This is a genomic window from Altererythrobacter sp. CAU 1644 (assembly GCF_029623755.1).
Taxonomy (GTDB): Bacteria; Pseudomonadota; Alphaproteobacteria; order Sphingomonadales; family Sphingomonadaceae; genus Erythrobacter; species Erythrobacter arenosus.
The window spans coordinates 2,238,043-2,252,901 of the sequence record NZ_CP121106.1; the positions used below are offsets into that span (position 1 = coordinate 2,238,043).

Genomic DNA, 14,859 nt, shown 5'->3' on the forward strand with positions numbered 1-14,859 from the left:
TCTGGAAAACCATAAGGTAATCTCACTTGTCAGGGTCGCACTGACAGAGGGAGAGGCGAATGATGCGTTCGGTGGGCACGCTGACTCGCGCCGATTTGGCGGAAACTATCAACCGGAAACTGGGATTCTCACGAGCCGAGTCGCTCGATCTGGTTGAGGCGATTCTGGCCAAGATGTGCGATGCACTGGGTGATGGGCAGAATGTGAAGATCTCCGGATTCGGCAGTTTTATCTTGCGAGACAAACGCGAACGAATCGGTCGTAATCCCAAGACCGGGATCGAAGTGCCGATCACACCGCGCCGCGTCATGACCTTCCGCGCCAGCCAATTGCTCAAAGAGAGGGTGGCCAAGGGCGCATGACCCAATTCAACGATGGCAAGGACGTGGGGGCGCTGAGGACCATCGGCGAAGTTGGCGAAGCTCTGGGAATCAAGGCACATGTGCTGCGCTATTGGGAACAGCAGTTCCCGATGCTCAAGCCGCTTAAACGTAGCGGCGGACGGCGGTACTATCGCCCCGAAGACGTGTCCCTGCTCGAAACGATCGACCGACTGGTCAATCGCGAGGGCTACACGCTGAAGGGTGCCAAGGCCGCGATTCGGGCGGGCAAGGCGGATGCTGGGGCTGTCCCGTCGCCCTCGGCCGCACCCGCAGCGCCCAGCGCCGCGGCGCAGCACGATGGCCCAAGTGTCGAAGACGTGGTGCCGCAGCTCAAGGCGATCCGCGCGCGGCTGGAAGCCATACTCGAAGCTTGATTTGCGCTAGCTGAGGTTTGTTGCGGCTATTCCGCCGCCATCAATTCCGCTTCGCCCAGATCGACGCTGACGAGGCGCGAGACGCCCTTTTCCGCCATCGTTACCCCGAACAGCCGGTGCATGCGGCTCATCGTCACCGCGTTATGGGTGACGATCAGGTAGCGTGTGTTGGTTTCGCGTACCATTGAATCAAGCAAGTCGCAGAACCGCTCGATATTGGCGTCGTCGAGCGGCGCATCGACCTCGTCGAGCACGCAGATCGGCGCAGGGTTGGTGAGGAACAGGCCGAAGATCAGCGCGGTGGCGGTCAGCGCCTGCTCGCCGCCAGACAGCAGGCTGAGCGATTGTAGCCGCTTGCCCGGCGGCTGGGCGAAGATTTCCAGTCCGGCCTCGAGCGGATCGTCGCTGTCGATCAGTGCGAGATGAGCCTGGCCGCCCTGGAACAGGCGGGTGAAGAGCCGCTGGAAGTGCTCGTTCACCTCCTCGAATGCTGCGCGGAGCCGCTCGCGGCCCTCGCGGTTGAGATTGCCGATCGAGCCGCGCAGGCGGTTGACCGCTTCGACCAGCTCGGCCTGCTCGCTCGCGCTGGCGCCGTGTTCCTGCTCGATCCGCTCGAGTTCGTCGGCGGCGACCAAATTGACCGGGCCGATCCGCTCTCGGCTGGCGGTGAGGCGGTCCATTTCCTCGGCTTCTTCGCTCGACGACTTGACCGCGTCGCTGTCGAAATCGAACCGTTCCGAAAGCATCGGCGGCGGGCACTGGAACCGCTCGCCCGAGATGCGGGCCATTTCGCCACGGCGGGCTTCCTCGTTCTCGGCCCGGGCGGCGAGCCCGGCACGCGATTCGCGCGCCGTAGCGAGTGTCTCATTGGCATCGGCGAAGGCGCGATCGGCCTGGTTGGCGAGTTCCTGCCGCTCAGCGACCACTTTCTCGGCCGCGCCCAGTTCCTCACCGAGCCTGGTGCGCATCACGTCGCCCTGCTCGATCTCGGCCATCAACCCGGCGGGCTTGGCGGCGACCACGGCGCGTTCCTGCTCGATTTCTTCGAGCCTACCGGCGGTATCGGCCATGCGCGCTGCCGCTTCGCCTGAACGCATCTCCCAGTTCGATTTCTCGGCCCGCTGAGCGGCGGTACGCTCGCGGGCCACGGCGAGTCCCTGATCATGCGCGGCGAGTTCGGCGAGCGCGGCCTGCACGGCGGATTTCGCCGCCTCATGCTTGGCCTGCGCCGCTTCGAGCGTGGCTCGCCCGGCGTCGGGCGGGGGCAAGGCGGATTTCTTCTCCTGCGCCGCCGCAAGTTCGCTTTCGGCCTGCTGGAGCTGCTCGGCCAGATCCTTACCGGTCTCGGCCAGCTCTGCGAGCCGTGCGGCATGGCGCTCGCGCGCAGCTTCGGCCTGGTCGAGCGTCCGCAAGGCCTGGCGCTCGTTGTCGGAAGCCTCGGCAATTGCGCGTTCCTGTGCGACGAGATCGGTCTGCAGCGCGGCCAGGGCCTCGCGTGTTTCCTGTTCGGCCACCGATGCCCGTTCCACCGCATCGCGCAGCGCGGGCAGCTGTTTCTCGAGTTCGCCCAGCCGGTTGGCCGCTTCGAGCCGCGCCGCTTCGGCAGCGCCTTCGCCGCGGGCGACGAAACCGTCCCAGCGCCGCAGGTGACCGCCCTTGGTGACCAGCCATTCGCCCGGCTGGAGCGCGCGGCCGTCATCGCTCTCTGCGACATGGACCAGCGCGAGCCGCGCCTTGAGCTCGTCGGGGCAGCTCGTCACATGGTCGAGGATGCTGTCGGCGAGCTTCTTCGGAGCAGCGCCCCCGGTCCAGAACCTTCCCTCGCTGCCGGCCTCGGGCGAACCGAGCGGAGATTTCGCATCGCGGCCCAGCACCGCGGCAATGGCGCGCTCATAACCGGGCTCGACGCCGAGCTTGTCGATTGCTGCGGGTAGGCCCTTGCGCTGTTCTGCCTGCCGCGCGCGGGCGTCGCGATCGCGGGCGAGGGCCTGGTATTCGCGTTCGACCCCGGCCAGTTCGGCCTTCGCGGCGGCCACGGTGGAGGCGGCCTCGTCGCGCTGCGTCTGGAGCGCGGCCTTCTGCCCCTGCGCATCGGCGAGCTTGGCACGGAGTTGATCGAGTCTGGCGGTCGCACCTTCGGCAGCCTGCCTGGCCGCAGCAACCGCCGCCTCGGGATCGCCCGCCTCGGTCAGTTCCGCCCGCGCCCGTTCCTGCCGCTCGGCTTCGTTGCGGAGCCGCGAGAGGCGCTGTTCTGCCTGCGCGATCTCCGCTTCGGCCACGCGCCATTCGGCTTCGACCCCGGCATGGTCCGCCGTCGCCTTGGCCAGCGCAAGTTCGGCCGCACGGCTGGCGCGCTCGACATCCTCGGCCTTGGCGGCAAGCGCCGGGCGACGCGCTTCATCCTGTTCGAGCGTCCTGGCCGAGGCGGTGATCTCGCGTTCGAGCCGCGCCAAGGCTTCGGCAGCATCGCGGGTCATCCGGTCGGCATTGCCGCGATCTTCCTCGAGCCGCGCCTTCTGGCGGTCGAGGTCGGCAAGCCGCTGTTCGGCGGCTTCGAGCTGACTGGTGAGTGCCGCCATCCGGTGGCCATGTGCGCTGGCATCGTCGCGGCGGTCGGCCAATTCCTCGCGCGCTTCGGCAATGGCTGCGGCGGCCGCATGCTGCGCCTTTTGCGCTTCGTCGGCGGCGCGCTTGGCCGCTTCGACGCGTTCTTCGGCGGATTTCGCCTGCGCGCGCGCCTCGTCAGCGGCGGCAGCGGCATCGCGCCAGCGGGCATAGAGCAGCCGCGCCTCGGCGACCTTGATCTCGTCGGAAAGCTTCTTGTAGCGCTCGGCCTGCTTCGCCTGCCGCCTGAGAGTCGCCATTTGCGAATCGAGCCCGGCCATCAGGTCTTCGAGCCGTTCGAGGTTCTTTTCGGTCGAGCGCAGTTTGCTCTCGGCATCCTTGCGACGCACGTGCAGGCCCGCGATTCCGGCAGCCTCTTCGAGCATGGCACGGCGTTCGGCAGGCTTGGCGGCAATAACCTGCGCGATCTTGCCCTGGCTGACGAGCGCGGGGCTATGCGCGCCGGTGGCCGCATCGGCGAAGGTCAGCGCGACATCCTTGGCCCGGACGTCACGCCCGTTGACGCGGTAGGCGCTGCCGGCACCGCGTTCGATGCGGCGCGTTACTTCGAGTTCTTCGCCCCGGTCGTCCTTCGCCTGCAGCACGACTTCGGCGAAATCGCGCGGGGGGCGGGTTTCGGTCCCGGCGAAAATCACGTCTTCCATCCCGCCCGAGCGCATCGACTTGGGGGAGTTTTCGCCCATCACCCAGCGGATCGCTTCGAGCAGGTTGGACTTGCCGCAGCCGTTGGGGCCAACGACCCCCGTCAGGCCCGGTTCGACGCGCAGTTCGGCAGGCTCGACGAAGCTCTTGAAACCGCTGAGCTTGAGCCTGCTGATTTCCATCGTCGTTCCGTACCCCCCGTTGACGAGCCCCTACCGGGCGCCAGCCCTCTGCAGGGCTGCCTCGACATCCGGCCAACCGGTTTCGGTCAGCCTGCTGCCGTTCAGCGTGAAGGTTGGCGTGCCGGTGATCCCGTCTTCCTGGGCATAGCCTTGCGAGAACTTGGCCAGGCGCGTGAGATTATCGAAGTCCGCGAGGCAGGCGCGGGCCTGCGCCTCGCTCAGCCCGCGGGCCGAGAAGAAGTCATAAAGGCCGGTCACTTCGCCGAAGGCGACGAAGCGCTGGTCTTCCGGCAGCGAAAGCGCCTGTTCCATCGCGGCCTGGTCGGCATAGGCGCGTTGCTGGATCTCGCCGAGATTGGACCAGACCTGTTCGGAAAGCGGATGCACGGTTTCCGGGCTGGCGCAGCTGACCAGCGCCGTCAGCGCGAGGTCGATCGGTCCGTGGATGACGAAGCTGCGGAATTCGAAGTTCACGCGGCCCGAGTTGACGTATTCCTCGATCGGACGCGCCGAGGCCGCGGAGAAGGCGGCGCAGCCCGGGCAGGTCAGCGAACCGTATTCGACCAGCCTGATCGGAGCTTCGGGATTGCCCAGTGCATAGCCGCCCTTGTCGGTCACGGTGACCGTATCGACCCATTGCTGGCCTTCGGGCGCCGGAATGGCGGCGATGGGCTCGCCCTGGACGGGGCCGGCTTCCTCTTCCGAACTGCATGCGGCGAGCGCCAGCGCGAGCGGAGCGGTGAAAGCGGTGAGGGCGATCTTGCGAAGTTTCGTCATGTCACTTTTCTCTGTCAGGGAGGGGAAGGCTATACCAAGGAGGGCGAGGGTAGAAGCGCGTCACGCCCCTATCCACAGTTTGTCCCCCCGGGTTGTGTTCAGAATTGGGACTTGAGTACTTTTTCGAGCGGTTCCCAGCCATGAACGCCGTCGAGCAGCTTGCCATTGAGCGCGAAGCTGGGCGTACCCTTGACGCCGTATTCGACCGCGTCGGCCTTCGTATTGGCGATCAGGGCATCGATGGCGGGCTTGTCAGCGAGGCATTTGTCGACCGCAACGCGGTTCACCCCGCGGCTTTCCATCATGTCGTAGAAACCGAGAGAACTCGCGACCGCGCGAAAGCCATAGGCATCACCCTTGGTCCAGATCTGGACCTGCGCCGGTGTAGCGTTTTGCGCCCTGGCGAGCCAGTAAGGCTGGCGCGTCATGAACATGGTGTGCGTCTGGAGGGACTTTTCCTCCCCGCCGCACTCGACCAGCCGCGAGGCGACCAGATCGACGACATTGCGGACGAAGGGCCGGATTTCGAACTTCAGCTTGCCGGGGCCGATATAGGCCAATTGGAGCGCCGGTTCGCCTTCATTTGTGAAATGCGCGCAGTGCGGACAGGTGTAGCTGGCGAACTCGATCAGCGTCACCTCGGCCTCGGGGTTGCCGAAAAGATAGCCGCGGTCGGTATCGACCACGGTGGTGTTCCAATTGCCCGAAGCGCCGATCGAAAGCAGCGCGGCCACTGCGAGGCCACCGGTGCGAAGAAGCTTTTTCAACTGCAGGTCCTTTATTTCCCGTCGTCCCCGTTTCCCTTGCCGTCGCCGAGGCTGCGCGCAAGCGATTCCAGCACCGTGCGGAGCTCGGGGTCGCCGATATCGCGCAGGCTGTCACCCAATTCCATCGGAATGGGCTTGAGCGAAGGCGGTGCCTTGGGCCGCTCTTCAGCAGTTCTTGGCTTAACCTCGCCTTGCCGCAGCTTGACCCGGGATACCGCCTTGTAGCCGAAAAAGCGGTTCACCCGCTCCATGATCTCGGGGATCACCTGCTGTATCAACGGCGCCTGTGCCGGCACGACGACGAGCTGCAGGATGCCTTCCGCCTTCTCGCCCGGCGGGAACCGGATCGCTTCGGGCATGCACAGGCGCGAATGATGCTCGCCGACGATTTCGGGCCAGCGGGTCACCACCGAGCTCTGGACGAAACCGAACCGGCGAAAGGCGGTGCGGCCGATCTGCGGCATCAGCTCGCCGATCGCACGCGGAGCGCCGCCCCGCGGACGGTGGTATTCCTTGCCCGCTTTCCTGGGTCTCTTGCCCTGTGGTTTCGAGGTGTCGTCCCGTTCCATTCGCCTTCAGCCAATGCCATAGGCACGGCGTGAGCGCTACCGGCAAGACTATTTCAGAGCGATTGCTCCACTGGTACGATGCGCATGCGCGCGACCTGCCGTGGCGCGCAAGACCCGGGAAAGAAGCGCCCGCCCCCTATCGCGTATGGATGTCTGAGGTGATGCTGCAACAGACGACTGTCGCGGCAGTTAAGCCCTATTTCGAGAAGTTCACGGCCACCTGGCCGACGGTCGAGGCGCTGGCAGCCGCGGATGAGGCAGAGGTGATGGGCGCCTGGGCCGGGCTGGGCTATTACTCGCGGGCGCGCAATTTGGTGAAATGCGCACGCGAAGTCGCGGCGCGCGGCGGTTTTCCCGATACCGAGGCGGAACTGCGCCAGCTGCCGGGGCTGGGCGATTACACCGCCGCAGCCGTTGCCGCGATCGCGTTCGGCAGGCGGGCGGTCGTCGTCGATGCCAATGTCGAACGGGTGGTCGCGCGGCTGTTTGCCATCGAGGAACCGCTACCGGGCGGGCGCAAGGCGATCCGCACTCACGCAGAGGCGATCACCCCCGACGAACGCGCCGGCGATTTCGCTCAGGCGATGATGGACCTTGGCGCGACGATCTGTACGGCGCGCGATCCCAAGTGCCTGCTGTGCCCACTGGCCGAGGAGTGCGAGGGCAGGAAGCGCGGCGATCCCGCACGCCTGCCGGTCAAGGCACCGAAGAAAGCGAAGCCCGAGCGGGTGGGGCATGCCTATTGGATCGAGTGCGGAGGCGCAGTTTGGCTAGTCACCCGTCCGGGCAAAGGCATGTTAGGGGGGATGCGCGCCTTGCCCGACGATGGCTGGAGCGCGCGCACGGATGGCGACGCCCGGCCTCCGCTCGGCGGCGAATGGCGCGAACTCGGCTCGGTCCGCCATGTCTTCACCCATGCGTCACTGACGCTTAATGTGCGGAGCCTGGCGGCGAATGCGGGGCCGCATGGCGAGGGCGAATGGTGGCCGATCGCGGAGATCGACGAGGCGGGGCTGCCGACGCTCTTTGCCAAGGCCGCGCGGCTCGCGCTGGCCCAGCGTGACTAGAGGATGCCGCCACCCAGGCTGAGGCGAACCACCGCGATCAGACCGACGATCAGGCAGAAGTTCCGCCCGCCGCGGCTCGAGGAAAGTTGCCCCAAGACGACGCCGATGGCGATCAGCGGCAAGGCCAGCCAGTTGGCCCAGCCGAGCAGGGGGATTTGCGCCGGGATCACGATCACCAGCGAGACGATACCGATGAGAATCGAAAGCAAGTTCAGCATGTGTCTTATATGGGTAGGACACCCTTTTCGCGCAAGTGTTCATTGACCGCCAAGGTTCGATATTCCAAGGATTGCGCAAGAAGGATTTCAAAACAGGACTTGTCGATGGTCGCCCACAGCCTGGGAAGCAATACAGTTTCGCGCCGCGCGTTGTTCCGCGGATCGGCCTATGCGGTCGCCGGTGGCGCGCTCGTCAGCCTGCCATTCGGGCGGGAGCTCTTGGCGCACGACGTCAGCGATACCTGGCCCAATGTCGCGGCCAAGATTGAGCAATATGTGCGGCAGCAGAAGGTGCCGAACATGGTCGCGAGCTTCGGCTGGGGCGAGAAGGACCCGCATTCGGTGGCGCGCGGTGGCCTCAAGTTCGGCCGTACGGCGGCTCCTGCCGGGCTCGATTCGCTCTATCGCATCTATTCGATGACCAAGCCGATCACCGGCATGGCGGTGATGATGCTGATCGAGGAAGGGAAGCTCGGGCTTGACCAGCCGCTGGCGGAAATCATTCCCGCCTTCGAGAAGATGAAGGTGCTCAAGAATGCGCGCGGCCCGATCGATGACGTCGTGCCGGCAGAGTGCCAGATCACCATTCGCCACCTGCTGACCCACACCGCCGGTTTCAGCTACGACATCACCGCCAAGGGGCCATTGCTCGAGGCTTACCTGCGCAATGGCGTGCTGTCGGGTCAGGTCAGCCGCATTCCGATTCCCGGCCTGCCCAATGCCGCCCCGGCACCGGGGCTGAAGGCGATGGTCGACCGACTCGCCACCATGCCGCTCGCAGCGCAGCCGGGCACAAAGTGGATCTATTCGACCAGCATCGACGTGCTCGGGCGGGTAATCGAAGTGGTTTCGGGCGAGAGCTTCGACGCCTTCCTGCAGACGCGGATGTTCGATCCGTGCGGGATGGACAGCACCTGGTTCCGCGTGCCGCAAAGCGAGGTCGATCGCTATACCGACAACTACGGCATCCTTGCCGGCATGCCCATCCCGGTCGATCCGGGCGAGGCCTCGATCTTCCTCGACAAGCCGCCGATCCTGTGGGGCGGTTCGGGCCTCGTCAGCAGCCCGCGCGACTATGACCGCTTCCTCAAGATGCTGCTCGGCAACGGGGTGATCGACGGCAAGCGCGTGATGGGCGCAGCGGCAGTCAGGATGGGCACGTCCAACCTCTTGCCCGAAGGCGCGATCACCAAGGGCAGCTATGTCGATGGACAAGGCTTCGGCGCAGGCGGCCGCGTGGTCGGGCGAACCTATGGGTGGGGCGGCGCAGCCGGTACGCTCGCCTCGGTCGATTTCGAGAACAACCTGCGCGCCGGGTTGTTCGTGCAATATATGCCGTCCGACGCCTATCCGATCCGCGCCGAGTTCATCGCGGCGTTGGCCAAGGATCTCGGCGGGGAAGCCAAGGCGGCAGCGCTTGGGTAATCACGGGCCGATCGCTTTCGCCGGTTCGCCCCTCGACCGGGCGGACAATCTGCGCGCAGATCCTGCTGCGCTGGCCGGGATGATGAACTGGAAGGCGCGGCTGCTGCTGCTCGACGGGCTGATGCCCTCGCTCGGCGACGACGGCCGCCTCGCCTGGGGAACGCTGGCCGACGCCGCGGAGGACGCCGAACTTGTATTCCTCGGGCTCGATCGCAGCGACGGGGGCGAGAAGCCCTGCTTTGCCGCCGTGCCGGGGGAGGGCGACGCCAGCCCGCGCATGGCCAATCCGCAGCTCTGGTCGCTGATGGCGACGATGGAGCCGGGCGATTTGGCGCTTTATGGCGGCGCGCGCAGCATCACGGACTGGCATGCCCGCCACCGGTTCTGTGCCCAGTGTGGCGCACCGACCAGCATCGCCAAGGGCGGCTGGCAGCGCGGCTGCGAGTCTTGCGGTGCGCAGCATTTTCCGCGCACCGACCCGGTGACGATCATGCTGGTCGAACACGATGGAAAATTGATGCTCGGCCGGGGCAAGGGCTGGCCGGAGGGCCGCTTTTCCGCGCTCGCCGGCTTCGTCGAGCCTGGCGAGACGATCGAGGAAGCGGTCGCGCGCGAAGTGTTCGAGGAATCGGGCATCCGCGTGCACGACGTTAGCTATATCTCGAGCCAACCCTGGCCATTCCCGAGCCAGTTGATGATCGGCTGCCACTCGCATGCCTTGAACACCGATCTCACCATCGACGAGACCGAAATGGCCGAGATCATCTGGTACTCGCGTGAGGAAGTGACCGCTGCGCTTGATGGCGATGGGCCCTTCGTCGCGCCGCCCCCGCATGCTATTGCGCATCAGCTGATGCATTGGTGGATTTCAAGATGACCGCACCCCATCCTATGACGATCGACATCTGGTCCGATGTCATGTGCCCGTGGTGCTATGTCGGCTGGGGCAATCTCAAGCAGGCGCTGGAACAGCTCGGTGACGAAGTCGAACCGCAGATTCGCTGGCATGCCTTCGAACTCAATCCCGACATGGCGCCTGAGGGCGAGGACCGCACCGCGCACATCGCGCGCAAATACGGGCGCACGCTGGATGAATCGAAGGCGGTGCAAGGCCGCATGCGCGAAGCCGCCGATACGGCCAAGGTCTCTCTCGATTATGAGGGCGCCGGAGAGGATGGAGCCGATGCCCCGCCAGCGATGATGTGGAACACCCGCGACGCGCACAAGCTGCTGACCTGGGCACTCGAGCAAGCCGGGCCGCAGGCGCAGACCGCGCTCAAGCTCGCGCTGTTCAAGGCGCATTTCAACGCGCGCAGGAACGTGTCCGACCATGAAGTCCTGCTCGACGTCGCCGCTTCGGTGGGGCTGCACCGCGAGGCGGCCAAGGCCGCGCTGGTCGACAGCGATCTGGAAGCGCGCGTCGTCGCCGAGGAACGCGCGGCCTGGGACATGAATATCTCGGGCGTTCCGGCGATGGTGCTCAACGGCAAGTTCATGGTGCCGGGCGCACAGCCGCCCGAAACCTACGTCAACGTGCTGCGCCGCGTGATCGAGAAGACCGCCGCGTGAGCGACTGGCTTCCTGCAAGCGCCGTCATCACCGGCGGGGCGAGCGGGATCGGGCTGGCAGTGGCGCGCGAATTGTCGGAACGGGGCGTGCGCGTCATGCTCGCCGACCTGCCTGGAGCGAGCCTCGACGAGGCAGCGGCTGCGCTCGACGGCGCGGTCGCGCATCCGTGCGACGTTGCGGACCTCGCGCAGGTCGAAGCACTCGCCGACGCGGCATTCGCGCAGTTCGGCTCGGTCGAACTCCTGCTCAACAATGCAGGCGTGGGCGGACCGCAGGGCAAGCTGTGGGAAATCGATCCGGCCGATGCCCGCGCGCACTTCGACATCAACTATTGGGGCGTCTGGAACGGCTGCAAGGCTTTCACGCCGCGTATGGTCGAACAGGATGCGCCATCTGCGATCTACAACACGGCGAGCGAGAACAGCTTCTTCTGCGCTGGCCCACGCATGGGGACCTATATCGCCGCCAAACACGCGGTCCTCGGCCTCACCGAGAGCTTTCGCGAAGACCTGCCCGCGCATGTCCACGCCGGGGTCGTCATTCCCGGCTGGGTCCACACTCCGATCGGCCCCGAACAGTTCATGAGCCTCGGCATGGACTCGGGCGAATTCGCCAAGATCATCGTGCCGCAGATGCTCGGGCGCGAACGTTTCGTGGTCAGCCATTACAGTAATTTCCGGCGGATCAGGGAGCGGATCGATCCGCTGCTCGACAGCTATGAGCGCCACGCCTCGCGGGAGCAGGGCGACACTGCCTATGACGTGCGCGATGTGATCGACGCGCTCCGGCGGCAGCGCGATTAAACTAGCCCCAGCTTCGCCAGATCCTTGACCATGGTGGCAGGCATCAGCGCGTCGGGATCCTCTCCCGCTTCGAGATCGCGCGGCGCCTTGTCATTGGCGAGGTAGCGCCAGCCCTGGTGCGCGCGCTTGGGCAGCGGATGCACGGGGACCAGCTTGCGCTCGAGCTTGATCCACCAGCGACCATCGTCCTTCTGTTCGAAGCCGATAATCGGGCTGCGGCCGATCAGCGTGTGCTCGTAGATCCAGAACAGCGATCCGCCCTGCATCTCCTCGTGGCGCTTGGGCAAGTAGCGGGTGGTGAGCCGCATTTCTTCAGGGCCGGTCTCGAACCAACTGCGCACTTCCTCGCGGCTGGCGGCGCCATAGGCAATCTTGGTCATGTGGAGCGGCATGCCAACCACATAGGGAATGTTTGCTAGGAGACCAACCCGCTCGCCACCGCAAGGCCGAGGAAGGCGAAGAAACCCATCGAATCGGTGATCATGGTCACGAACACGCTGCTGGCCACGGCCGGATCCTGGTCGAGCCGCTCGAAGATCACCGGCACCAGCACGCCGGCCAGGCCCGAAACAATTATGTTGATCACCATCGCCAGCGCAATGACCACGCCGAGCATCGGGGTAAAGACCAGCGCGGTGCCGATCCCGATCAGCACCGCAATCGTCGCGCCATTGAGCAGCGCGACGCGCAATTCGCGCCACACGATCCGCCAGGTGTTGGCGCGGGTCAGCTGGTTGGTTGCGATGGCGCGGACGGCCACCGCCATGGTCTGCGTACCGGCATTGCCGCCGATGCTGGCAACGATCGGCATCAGCACGGCGAGCGCCACCAGCTTTTCGATCGCGGCACCGAATGCAGCGATGATAAAGCTGGCAACCAGCGCCGTACCGAGATTTGCAACCAGCCAGCGCACGCGGCTCGAATAGGCCTCGCGGATCGGCTCGTTGATGTCGCCGTCGCCCGCACCCGACAGCAGCAGGACGTCCTCGCCCGCTTCTTCGGAGATGATGTGCACAATGTCGTCGACGGTCATCTGGCCGACCAGCCGCCCACTCTCGTCCACCACCGCCGCGGAAATGAGGTTGTACTTCTGGAACATCAACGCGACTTCTTCCTGGTCGGTATCGACCGGGATCAGCGTCTGATCGCGCTTCATGACATCGGTAAGCGCGATATTGCGCGGCGTCGTGAGGATCCACGACAGCGCACAGGTGCCGACCGGGTGGTGGCGTTCGTCGACCACGAAGATTTCGTAGAATTCGGGCGCCAGTTCGTCCTGCTCGCGCAGATAATCGATCAGCTGGCCGACGGTCATACGCTCGGGCACCGCGACCAGTTCGCGGTTCATCAGGCGCCCGGCAGTCTCTTCCGGATAGGCCAGCGCGCTTTCGATGGCGGCACGGTCTTCGGCCTCGACTTCGGCCAGGATGGCGCGCTGGTCTTCTTCGTCGAGGTCTTCGATCAGCTGGACGGCATCGTCGGTCTCGAGCTGTTCGACGATGGTCGCGACCGCCTCGGGCTCTAGCGCCTCCATCATGTCCTCGCGGACGTGATCATTGAGCTCGGCGATGACTTCCGACGTCATCAAGTCGGTGATCGCCACCGCCAGGGCGCCCCGGTCCTCGCGGTCGAGCAGCTCGAGCAAGTCGGCGATGTCGGCGGGGTGGAGCGGCTCTACCAGGTCGTAGACCGCGCCCTTGTCGCCTTCTTCCAGCGCGCCGCGCACGCTGCGCAGGTATTCGGGCTTGAGCCGGTTTTCCTCGTCGTGCCGCTCGTCGTCGATCCGGTCGTCGGGGTGCGGGCCATCGTCCACCGGCGCTTCGGCGGTGTGTGGGTCCAGCAGGTCCTCGTCGTGGATCGGCTCGCTCATGGCGAGTGGTCTAGGCGGGCAAGTCGGAAATGCAAGGTGCGGGGTGACTCCCGCGCACAACTCTCTATATCCGCGCCCAAACTAAGGAGACTCTTTCATGGCCGATACCCTGACCTTCACCCTCGACACCGGTAATGGAGAGGGCGGCGATGTCGTGATCAAGCTGCGTCCCGACCTGGCCCCCGGCCATGTCGAGCGGATTACCGAACTGGCGCAGGAAGGCTTTTACGATGGCGTGGTGTTCCACCGCGTGATCTCCGGTTTCATGGCGCAGGGTGGCGACCCGACCGGCACCGGCATGGGCGGTAGCGACCGGCCCGACCTCAAGGCGGAATTCAACAGCGAGCCGCATGTTCGCGGCACTTGCTCGATGGCGCGCACGCAGGTGCCCGACAGCGCCAATTCGCAGTTCTTCATCTGCTTCGACGACGCGCATTTCCTCGACGGCCAATACACCGTCTGGGGCCAGGTCGAGAGCGGCATGGAACACATCGACGCGCTGCCCAAGGGCGAGCCGCCGCGCGAGCCGGGCAAGATCGTGAAGGCAACGGTTGGCTGATGTCTGAGAAGCGCCGCCTGTCTCCTGCCGAGAAGAAAGCGCTGTCCTATGCGAATGACAGACGCAATGCATACGGCGAAAATGACAAGGCGGCGCGCAAGGCGATTCCGGCTCGTAAAGCGGGAGAGAACCGAAAGAACCGGCGGAAGGCAGCGCAAGCTCTCGAGTCTTACGAAGCATTGGATGAGGGCTCCGCTGCCTTGGTTGAGAGCTCTCTTACCCACGACGTTGAGCGGGTTGGAGGATGGAAGAAGTGTCCTGACCAACCTCTAGAAGACCATATTGCACAACAGAATGAGCGGCGAGACTTTCGAGATGGGCGCAAGAAGTGGGTGGGCAGCAAGCTGACCGACGCCAAGGAACAAGGACACACCGCAGTCTCTTACAGCTGGCGCGGCTCGGACGATAAATCGGATTTCGATTCTCAGTGAAGCGCCCCCTCCTATGATACCAATCACTTCCCCCAAGACCTACAAGGTCAGTAGGTTCGACTGCCAAATATGCGTCCATGACCATGAGCGCATGGCCGAGCTGCCGCGCGAGCCGAGCAAGATCGTGATGGCAACGGTTGGCTGAGGCATCGCTCGCTTCGACCCTCGACCTGCTCGCGCGAGAAATGGCCGGGGCCGAGGATGCCTGGTGGATCATCGGCAGCGCGGCGGTTGCCTTGCACGGCGGTGATCCGGGCACGATTGCCGACATCGATGTGATTGTGTCGCGGCGCGATCTCGATGCGCTCTACGACAGGTTGCCGCTCTCTGACACGCCCGACGAGGGCAAGGCCATCTTCCGCTCGCAGCGCTTCGGCCTGTGGAGCGAGCCCGCGATGCCGGTCGAGTTCATGGCCGGGCTCGAAGTGCTGCGCGAGGGAGAGTGGCTGCCGGTCCAGCCGCGCACTCGCGAGGGGATCGATATCGGTGGCGTCCGGGTCTTCCTCCCCGAGCGCGCCGAGCTGATCGCAATTCTCGAACTGTTCGGGCGCGAGAAGGACCGCGCGCGCGCCGCCACGCTTCGAAATATTTGAACCGC

General features: G+C 65.2%; 17 protein-coding genes. 10 read left to right on the plus strand and 7 right to left on the minus strand.

Annotated features, from left to right (window positions below; all coding sequences use genetic code 11):
- Positions 1-59 precede the first annotated feature (59 nt).
- Both P7228_RS11125 and P7228_RS11130 read left to right on the plus strand, forming a co-directional pair.
- The gene (locus P7228_RS11125) at positions 60-362 is read left to right on the plus strand and encodes an integration host factor subunit alpha (protein ID WP_278015311.1); all 303 of its coding nucleotides are present in this window, start codon (positions 60-62) and stop codon (positions 360-362) included.
- Positions 359-757 (plus strand): MerR family transcriptional regulator, encoded by a 399-nt coding sequence (locus tag P7228_RS11130; RefSeq protein ID WP_278015312.1) that lies wholly within the window; start codon positions 359-361, stop codon positions 755-757. Before P7228_RS11125 ends, P7228_RS11130 begins: the two co-directional genes overlap by 4 nt.
- Before the next feature lie 26 nt (positions 758-783).
- Here the strand turns inward: P7228_RS11130 and P7228_RS11135 are convergent, their stop codons facing one another.
- From P7228_RS11135 to P7228_RS11150, 4 genes are all read right to left on the minus strand, one after another.
- The gene (locus tag P7228_RS11135) at positions 784-4,206 is read right to left on the minus strand and encodes an AAA family ATPase (RefSeq protein ID WP_278015313.1); all 3,423 of its coding nucleotides are present in this window, start codon (positions 4,204-4,206) and stop codon (positions 784-786) included.
- A gap of 30 nt (positions 4,207-4,236) precedes the next feature.
- Positions 4,237-4,983 (minus strand): thioredoxin domain-containing protein, encoded by a 747-nt coding sequence (locus tag P7228_RS11140; protein ID WP_278015314.1) that lies wholly within the window; start codon positions 4,981-4,983, stop codon positions 4,237-4,239.
- 98 nt (positions 4,984-5,081) lie between these two features.
- Entirely contained in the window at positions 5,082-5,750 is a 669-nt protein-coding gene (locus tag P7228_RS11145; protein WP_278015315.1) for a DsbA family protein, read from the minus strand.
- A gap of 11 nt (positions 5,751-5,761) precedes the next feature.
- Positions 5,762-6,319, minus strand: coding sequence for a DUF721 domain-containing protein (locus P7228_RS11150; RefSeq protein ID WP_278015316.1), 558 nt, complete (start codon positions 6,317-6,319; stop codon positions 5,762-5,764).
- A gap of 29 nt (positions 6,320-6,348) precedes the next feature.
- Between P7228_RS11150 and P7228_RS11155 the strand changes: the two genes are divergently transcribed.
- Positions 6,349-7,386: an A/G-specific adenine glycosylase gene (locus tag P7228_RS11155; protein ID WP_278015317.1), complete on the plus strand. Its 1,038-nt coding sequence runs from the start codon at positions 6,349-6,351 to the stop codon at positions 7,384-7,386.
- On the opposite strand, the gene P7228_RS11160 is transcribed toward P7228_RS11155, so the two are convergent.
- Complete coding sequence (locus P7228_RS11160) at positions 7,383-7,604, minus strand: hypothetical protein (protein WP_278015318.1); 222 nt, start codon at positions 7,602-7,604, stop codon at positions 7,383-7,385. The two genes, P7228_RS11155 and P7228_RS11160, sit on opposite strands and share 4 nt — an antisense overlap.
- A gap of 105 nt (positions 7,605-7,709) precedes the next feature.
- Between P7228_RS11160 and P7228_RS11165 the strand changes: the two genes are divergently transcribed.
- From P7228_RS11165 to P7228_RS11180, 4 genes are all read left to right on the plus strand, one after another.
- A complete protein-coding gene (locus P7228_RS11165) occupies positions 7,710-9,029 on the plus strand; it encodes a serine hydrolase domain-containing protein (RefSeq protein WP_278015319.1) in 1,320 nt (439 codons plus the stop codon).
- Positions 9,030-9,111: 82 nt separating this feature from the next.
- A complete protein-coding gene (gene nudC / locus P7228_RS11170) occupies positions 9,112-9,906 on the plus strand; it encodes an NAD(+) diphosphatase (RefSeq protein WP_278017757.1) in 795 nt (264 codons plus the stop codon).
- Entirely contained in the window at positions 9,903-10,598 is a 696-nt protein-coding gene (locus P7228_RS11175) for a DsbA family oxidoreductase (RefSeq protein ID WP_278015320.1), read from the plus strand. The genes nudC and P7228_RS11175 overlap by 4 nt, the downstream gene beginning before the upstream one ends.
- Positions 10,595-11,401 carry an SDR family NAD(P)-dependent oxidoreductase gene (locus tag P7228_RS11180; protein WP_278015321.1) on the plus strand — a complete coding sequence of 269 codons (807 nt, stop codon included), beginning with the start codon at positions 10,595-10,597 and terminating at the stop codon, positions 11,399-11,401. Before P7228_RS11175 ends, P7228_RS11180 begins: the two co-directional genes overlap by 4 nt.
- Here the strand turns inward: P7228_RS11180 and P7228_RS11185 are convergent.
- Positions 11,398-11,793, minus strand: a complete 396-nt coding sequence (locus tag P7228_RS11185) for a DUF1489 family protein (RefSeq protein ID WP_278015322.1) — start codon at positions 11,791-11,793, stop codon at positions 11,398-11,400. The two genes, P7228_RS11180 and P7228_RS11185, sit on opposite strands and share 4 nt — an antisense overlap.
- A 23-nt stretch (positions 11,794-11,816) precedes the next feature.
- Complete coding sequence (gene mgtE / locus P7228_RS11190; protein WP_278015323.1) at positions 11,817-13,271, minus strand: magnesium transporter; 1,455 nt, start codon at positions 13,269-13,271, stop codon at positions 11,817-11,819.
- A 97-nt stretch (positions 13,272-13,368) separates the two neighbouring features.
- Between mgtE and P7228_RS11195 the strand changes: the two genes are divergently transcribed.
- The 3 genes from P7228_RS11195 to P7228_RS11205 all read left to right on the plus strand — a co-directional run bounded on the left by P7228_RS11195 (position 13,369) and on the right by P7228_RS11205 (position 14,854).
- Positions 13,369-13,830: a peptidylprolyl isomerase gene (locus P7228_RS11195; protein WP_278015324.1), complete on the plus strand. Its 462-nt coding sequence runs from the start codon at positions 13,369-13,371 to the stop codon at positions 13,828-13,830.
- Entirely contained in the window at positions 13,830-14,261 is a 432-nt protein-coding gene (locus P7228_RS11200; RefSeq protein ID WP_278015325.1) for a hypothetical protein, read from the plus strand. The genes P7228_RS11195 and P7228_RS11200 overlap by 1 nt, the downstream gene beginning before the upstream one ends.
- A 137-nt stretch (positions 14,262-14,398) precedes the next feature.
- Positions 14,399-14,854: a hypothetical protein gene (locus tag P7228_RS11205; RefSeq protein ID WP_278015326.1), complete on the plus strand. Its 456-nt coding sequence runs from the start codon at positions 14,399-14,401 to the stop codon at positions 14,852-14,854.
- The last annotated feature ends 5 nt before the right edge of the window (positions 14,855-14,859 follow it).

What these genes read in the sequence shown, in the direction of transcription:
- P7228_RS11200 (WP_278015325.1), top strand. Translation starts at nt 13,830, where the DNA reads ATGTCTGAGAAGCGCCGCCTGTCTCCTGCCGAGAAGAAAGCGCTGTCC.
- P7228_RS11135 (WP_278015313.1), bottom strand. Translation starts at nt 4,206, where the DNA reads ATGGAAATCAGCAGGCTCAAGCTCAGCGGTTTCAAGAGCTTCGTCGAG.
- nudC (WP_278017757.1), top strand. Translation starts at nt 9,112, where the DNA reads ATGAACTGGAAGGCGCGGCTGCTGCTGCTCGACGGGCTGATGCCCTCG.
- P7228_RS11185 (WP_278015322.1), bottom strand. Translation starts at nt 11,793, where the DNA reads ATGCCGCTCCACATGACCAAGATTGCCTATGGCGCCGCCAGCCGCGAG.
- P7228_RS11140 (WP_278015314.1), bottom strand. Translation starts at nt 4,983, where the DNA reads ATGACGAAACTTCGCAAGATCGCCCTCACCGCTTTCACCGCTCCGCTC.
- P7228_RS11125 (WP_278015311.1), top strand. Translation starts at nt 60, where the DNA reads ATGATGCGTTCGGTGGGCACGCTGACTCGCGCCGATTTGGCGGAAACT.
- P7228_RS11195 (WP_278015324.1), top strand. Translation starts at nt 13,369, where the DNA reads ATGGCCGATACCCTGACCTTCACCCTCGACACCGGTAATGGAGAGGGC.
- P7228_RS11150 (WP_278015316.1), bottom strand. Translation starts at nt 6,319, where the DNA reads ATGGAACGGGACGACACCTCGAAACCACAGGGCAAGAGACCCAGGAAA.
- P7228_RS11175 (WP_278015320.1), top strand. Translation starts at nt 9,903, where the DNA reads ATGACCGCACCCCATCCTATGACGATCGACATCTGGTCCGATGTCATG.
- mgtE (WP_278015323.1), bottom strand. Translation starts at nt 13,271, where the DNA reads ATGAGCGAGCCGATCCACGACGAGGACCTGCTGGACCCACACACCGCC.
- P7228_RS11165 (WP_278015319.1), top strand. Translation starts at nt 7,710, where the DNA reads ATGGTCGCCCACAGCCTGGGAAGCAATACAGTTTCGCGCCGCGCGTTG.
- P7228_RS11130 (WP_278015312.1), top strand. Translation starts at nt 359, where the DNA reads ATGACCCAATTCAACGATGGCAAGGACGTGGGGGCGCTGAGGACCATC.
- P7228_RS11160 (WP_278015318.1), bottom strand. Translation starts at nt 7,604, where the DNA reads ATGCTGAACTTGCTTTCGATTCTCATCGGTATCGTCTCGCTGGTGATC.